At 55.8% G+C, this 5,493-nt stretch carries 3 rRNA genes; all 3 read right to left on the bottom strand.

Going from position 1 to position 5,493, the window contains the following annotated elements:
* Window positions 1-90 precede the first annotated feature (90 nt).
* The 3 genes from rrf to NJ1_RS37675 all read right to left on the bottom strand — a co-directional run bounded on the left by rrf (window position 91) and on the right by NJ1_RS37675 (window position 5,302).
* Window positions 91-207, bottom strand: a 5S ribosomal RNA gene (rrf, locus tag NJ1_RS37685).
* A gap of 128 nt (window positions 208-335) precedes the next feature.
* Window positions 336-3,451: ribosomal RNA gene (locus NJ1_RS37680) — 23S ribosomal RNA — on the bottom strand.
* 336 nt (window positions 3,452-3,787) lie between these two features.
* Window positions 3,788-5,302, bottom strand: a 16S ribosomal RNA gene (locus NJ1_RS37675).
* The 16S, 23S and 5S rRNA genes sit together here, the layout of an rRNA operon.
* Window positions 5,303-5,493: the final 191 nt, after the last annotated feature.

Below are 5,493 nucleotides of genomic sequence, written 5' to 3'. Positions count from 1 at the left end.
AATCACGCGCGGACAGACGAGCGTCCACGCGGCTCCAGGTCGTGAAACGACGAAAGGGGACCCTGTTCAGGGTCCCCTTTCGGAAAGATGTTCCGGCGGTGTCCTACTCTCCCACACCCTGTCGAGTGCAGTACCATCGGCGCAGGTGGCCTTAGCTTCCGGGTTCGGAATGGGACCGGGCGTTTCCCCACCGCTATAGCCGCCGTAACTCTATGAAACTGTCACACAGAGAGCCAGGAAGAAAGTTCGGAGAACAAGGCTCTCCTCACCTCTTCATTTGTCTCGGTGATCTGTGTGTTGTTTCAGATACCGCACAGTGGACGCGTAGCAACTTTGTTAATAAGTCCTCGGCCTATTAGTACCGGTCACCTACACCCCTTACAGGGCTTCCAGTTCCGGCCTATCAACCCAATGGTCTGTTGGGGGCCTTAACCCCTCGAGGGGGAAAGAAACCTCATCTTGGAACAGGCTTCCCGCTTAGATGCTTTCAGCGGTTATCCCTTCCGAACGTAGCAAACCAGCCGTGCTCCTGGCGGAACAACTGGCACACCAGAGGTTCGTCCGTCCCGGTCCTCTCGTACTAGGGACAGCCTTCCTCAAGTTTCTGACGCGCGCGGCGGATAGAGACCGAACTGTCTCACGACGTTCTAAACCCAGCTCGCGTGCCGCTTTAATGGGCGAACAGCCCAACCCTTGGGACCTACTCCAGCCCCAGGATGCGACGAGCCGACATCGAGGTGCCAAACCATCCCGTCGATATGGACTCTTGGGGAAGATCAGCCTGTTATCCCCGGGGTACCTTTTATCCGTTGAGCGACACCGCTTCCACTTGCCGGTGCCGGATCACTAGTCCCGACTTTCGTCCCTGCTCGACCTGTCGGTCTCACAGTCAAGCTCCCTTGTGCACTTGCACTCGACACCTGATTGCCAACCAGGCTGAGGGAACCTTTGGGCGCCTCCGTTACATTTTGGGAGGCAACCGCCCCAGTTAAACTACCCACCAGGCACTGTCCCTGAACCAGATCATGGTCCGAGGTTAGAGGTCCAATACGATCAGAGTGGTATTTCAACGATGACTCCCTCGACACTGGCGTGCCGATTTCACAGTCTCCCACCTATCCTACACAAACCGTACCGAACACCAATACCAAGCTATAGTGAAGGTCCCGGGGTCTTTTCGTCCTGCCGCGCGTAACGAGCATCTTTACTCGTAATGCAATTTCGCCGAGTCTGTGGTTGAGACAGCTGAGAAGTCGTTACGCCATTCGTGCAGGTCGGAACTTACCCGACAAGGAATTTCGCTACCTTAGGATGGTTATAGTTACCACCGCCGTTTACCGGGGCTTAAATTCTCAGCTTCGCCACCGAAGTAGCTAACCGGTCCTCTTAACCTTCCGGCACCGGGCAGGCGTCAGTCCGTATACATCGTCTTACGACTTCGCACGGACCTGTGTTTTTAGTAAACAGTCGCTTCTCACTGGTCTCTGCGACCTCACCCAGCTCCTGGAGCAAGTCCATTCACCAGACAAGGCCCTCCTTCTCCCGAAGTTACGGAGGTATTTTGCCGAGTTCCTTAACCACAGTTATCTCGATCGCCTTAGTATTCTCTACCTGACCACCTGTGTCGGTTTGGGGTACGGGCCGTGTACCAGCTCGCTAGAGGCTTTTCTCGGCAGCATAGGATCACTGAATTCGCCTCAATCGGCTACGCATCACCTCTCAGGCTATATGCTGTGCGGATTTGCCTACACAACGCCCTACAGGCTTACACCAGGTATTCCATCACCTGGCCCAGCTACCTTCCTGCGTCACCCCATCGCTTGACTACTACCAGCAGGGTCCTGTGCAGCCGCGTTCCCTCTCACCCGAAGGCTCGATAAGACCGCTTTTGGACAGTTAGCACACTAGATTCGCCATTGGGCGCGGATACACGGGTACGGGAATATCAACCCGTTGTCCATCGACTACGCCTGTCGGCCTCGCCTTAGGTCCCGACTCACCCTGGGCGGATTAACCTGGCCCAGGAACCCTTGGTCATTCGGCGGACGAGTTTCTCACTCGTCTTTCGCTACTCATGCCTGCATTCTCACTCGCATGGCCTCCACGGCTGGATCACTCCGCCGCTTCCCTGGCCATACGACGCTCCCCTACCCACCCAGACTCCTGGCTCGAAAGCAGAATAATGTCTGAGTGCCGCGGCTTCGGCGGTGTACTTGAGCCCCGCTACATTGTCGGCGCAGGATCACTTGACCAGTGAGCTATTACGCACTCTTTCAAGGGTGGCTGCTTCTAAGCCAACCTCCTGGTTGTCTTCGCGACCCCACATCCTTTTCCACTTAGTACACGCTTAGGGGCCTTAGCCGGCGATCTGGGCTGTTTCCCTCTCGACTATGAAGCTTATCCCCCACAGTCTCACTGCCGCGCTCTCACTCACCGGCATTCGGAGTTTGGCTGACTTCGGTAAGCTTGTGGGCCCCCTAGGCCATCCAGTAGCTCTACCTCCGGTGAGAAACACGCGACGCTGCACCTAAATGCATTTCGGGGAGAACCAGCTATCACGGAGTTTGATTGGCCTTTCACCCCTACCCACAGCTCATCCCCTCAGTTTTCAACCTAAGTGGGTTCGGGCCTCCACGACGTCTTACCGTCGCTTCACCCTGGCCATGGGTAGATCACTCCGCTTCGGGTCCATAGTGTGCGACTCAGGCGCCCTATTCGGACTCGCTTTCGCTACGGCTACCCCACACGGGTTAACCTTGCCACACACCGATGACTCGCAGGCTCATTCTTCAAAAGGCACGCCATCACCCCACCACGAAGGAGGGCTTTGACGGATTGTAAGCGCACGGTTTCAGGTACTATTTCACTCCCCTCCCGGGGTACTTTTCACCTTTCCCTCACGGTACTAGTCCGCTATCGGTCACCAGGTAGTATTCAGGCTTATCGGGTGGTCCCGACAGATTCACAGCAGATTTCACGGGCCCGCTGCTACTCGGGTGTCTCTCACACAAGCCGTTGAGTTTTCGTCTACGGGATTCTCACCCTCTACGACAGGCCGTCCCAGGCCACTTCGACTAACACAACGGTTTCTTACTTGTGCTCAGTTCGGCAGAACTGAGAAGAGAGATCCCACAACCCCAGAAACGCAACGCCTGCCGGCTATCACACGCCCCTGGTTTAGCCTCATCCGCTTTCGCTCGCCACTACTCACGGAATCACTGTTGTTTTCTCTTCCTGTGGGTACTGAGATGTTTCACTTCCCCACGTTCCCTCCACACGCCCTATATATTCAGGCGCGGGTAACACGACATCACTCGTGCTGGGTTTCCCCATTCGGAAATCCTCGGATCTCAGCTCGTTTGACAGCTCCCCGAGGCTTATCGCAGCCTACTACGTCCTTCATCGGCTCCTGGTGCCAAGGCATCCACCGTACGCTCTTTTTCACTTACTAACAAAGATGCTCGCGTCCACTGTGCAGTTCTCAAACAACACACAAGACCCCATCGCTACTGCGTCACCAGCCGGCGGATTCTCACCCACCGCGGTATGTCGCGGACGAAGCCTCGTCGTTTGTTTTGATATCCAGAAAGCCAGACTTACGTCTGTTCTTTCAGGACCCAATAGTGTGTCGGTATATCACCGCGACCAACCGCTGAGGATTGATCGAGTGCGATGAGGTTGTCAATGTTCCACCCATGAGCGTCCGCAGTTCCACGAATGGGAACTAAACGGTCTCTGCCACAACGTCATTCACCTGTGTGAAGAGTCGTGGAGATGTGCTCCTTAGAAAGGAGGTGATCCAGCCGCACCTTCCGGTACGGCTACCTTGTTACGACTTCGTCCCAATCGCCAATCCCACCTTCGACGGCTCCCTCCACAAGGGTTAGGCCACCGGCTTCGGGTGTTACCGACTTTCATGACGTGACGGGCGGTGTGTACAAGGCCCGGGAACGTATTCACCGCAGCGTTGCTGATCTGCGATTACTAGCGACTCCAACTTCACGGGGTCGAGTTGCAGACCCCGATCCGAACTGAGACCGGCTTTAAGGGATTCGCTCCACCTCGCGGTATCGCAGCCCTCTGTACCGGCCATTGTAGCATGTGTGAAGCCCTGGACATAAGGGGCATGATGACTTGACGTCGTCCCCACCTTCCTCCGAGTTGACCCCGGCAGTCTCTCACGAGTCCCCGCCATTACGCGCTGGCAACATAAGATAAGGGTTGCGCTCGTTGCGGGACTTAACCCAACATCTCACGACACGAGCTGACGACAGCCATGCACCACCTGTACACCGACCACAAGGGGGGCCATATCTCTATGGCTTTCCGGTGTATGTCAAACCCAGGTAAGGTTCTTCGCGTTGCATCGAATTAATCCACATGCTCCGCCGCTTGTGCGGGCCCCCGTCAATTCCTTTGAGTTTTAGCCTTGCGGCCGTACTCCCCAGGCGGGGTACTTAATGCGTTAGCTTCGGCACGGAGTCCGTGGAAGGAGCCCCACACCTAGTACCCACCGTTTACGGCATGGACTACCAGGGTATCTAATCCTGTTTGCTACCCATGCTTTCGCTTCTCAGCGTCAGTTACTTCCCAGAGACCCGCCTTCGCCACCGGTGTTCCTCCTGATATCTGCGCATTTCACCGCTACACCAGGAATTCCAGTCTCCCCTGAAGTACTCTAGTCTGCCCGTATCCCCTGCAAGCTTAAGGTTGAGCCCCAAGTTTTCACAGAAGACGTGACAGACCGCCTACAAGCTCTTTACGCCCAGTAATTCCGGACAACGCTCGCACCCTACGTATTACCGCGGCTGCTGGCACGTAGTTGGCCGGTGCTTCTTCTACAGGTACCGTCACTTGCGCTTCGTCCCTGTCAAAAGGAGTTTACAACCCGAAGGCCGTCATCCTCCACGCGGCGTCGCTGCATCAGGCTTTCGCCCATTGTGCAATATTCCCCACTGCTGCCTCCCGTAGGAGTCTGGGCCGTGTCTCAGTCCCAGTGTGGCCGGTCACCCTCTCAGGTCGGCTACCCGTCGTCGCCTTGGTGAGCCGTTACCTCACCAACAAGCTGATAGGCCGCGGGCCCATCTCGCACCAGTAAACCTTTCCACCACCGAACATGCATTCGGTGGTCGTATCCGGTATTAGACCCAGTTTCCCAGGCTTATCCCAGAGTGCGAGGCAGATCACCCACGTGTTACTCACCCGTTCGCCGCTCGTGTACCCGAAGGCCTTACCGCTCGACTTGCATGTGTTAAGCACGCCGCTAGCGTTCGTCCTGAGCCAGGATCAAACTCTCCGTTGAAGACTCTCAATCGCTGCCGAAGCAGTAATCGGAAGAATTAACCAGAGTCCGAAAACCTTGGCAAAATCAAACGCCAGCAAAAGTATTTGCTGACTAAATGTCCGACCTCCCACACGGGGGTGCAGAAGACCGGAACCAATAAATTATTGGCACTGACATTCATCGACACACTATTGAGTTCTCAAAGAACA

Source organism: Nocardia jejuensis NBRC 103114 (assembly GCF_001613145.1).
Taxonomy (GTDB): domain Bacteria; phylum Actinomycetota; class Actinomycetes; order Mycobacteriales; family Mycobacteriaceae; genus Nocardia; species Nocardia jejuensis.
Note: the sequence above shows the minus strand (reverse complement) of the source record. Positions and strands in the feature narration are given on the sequence as shown.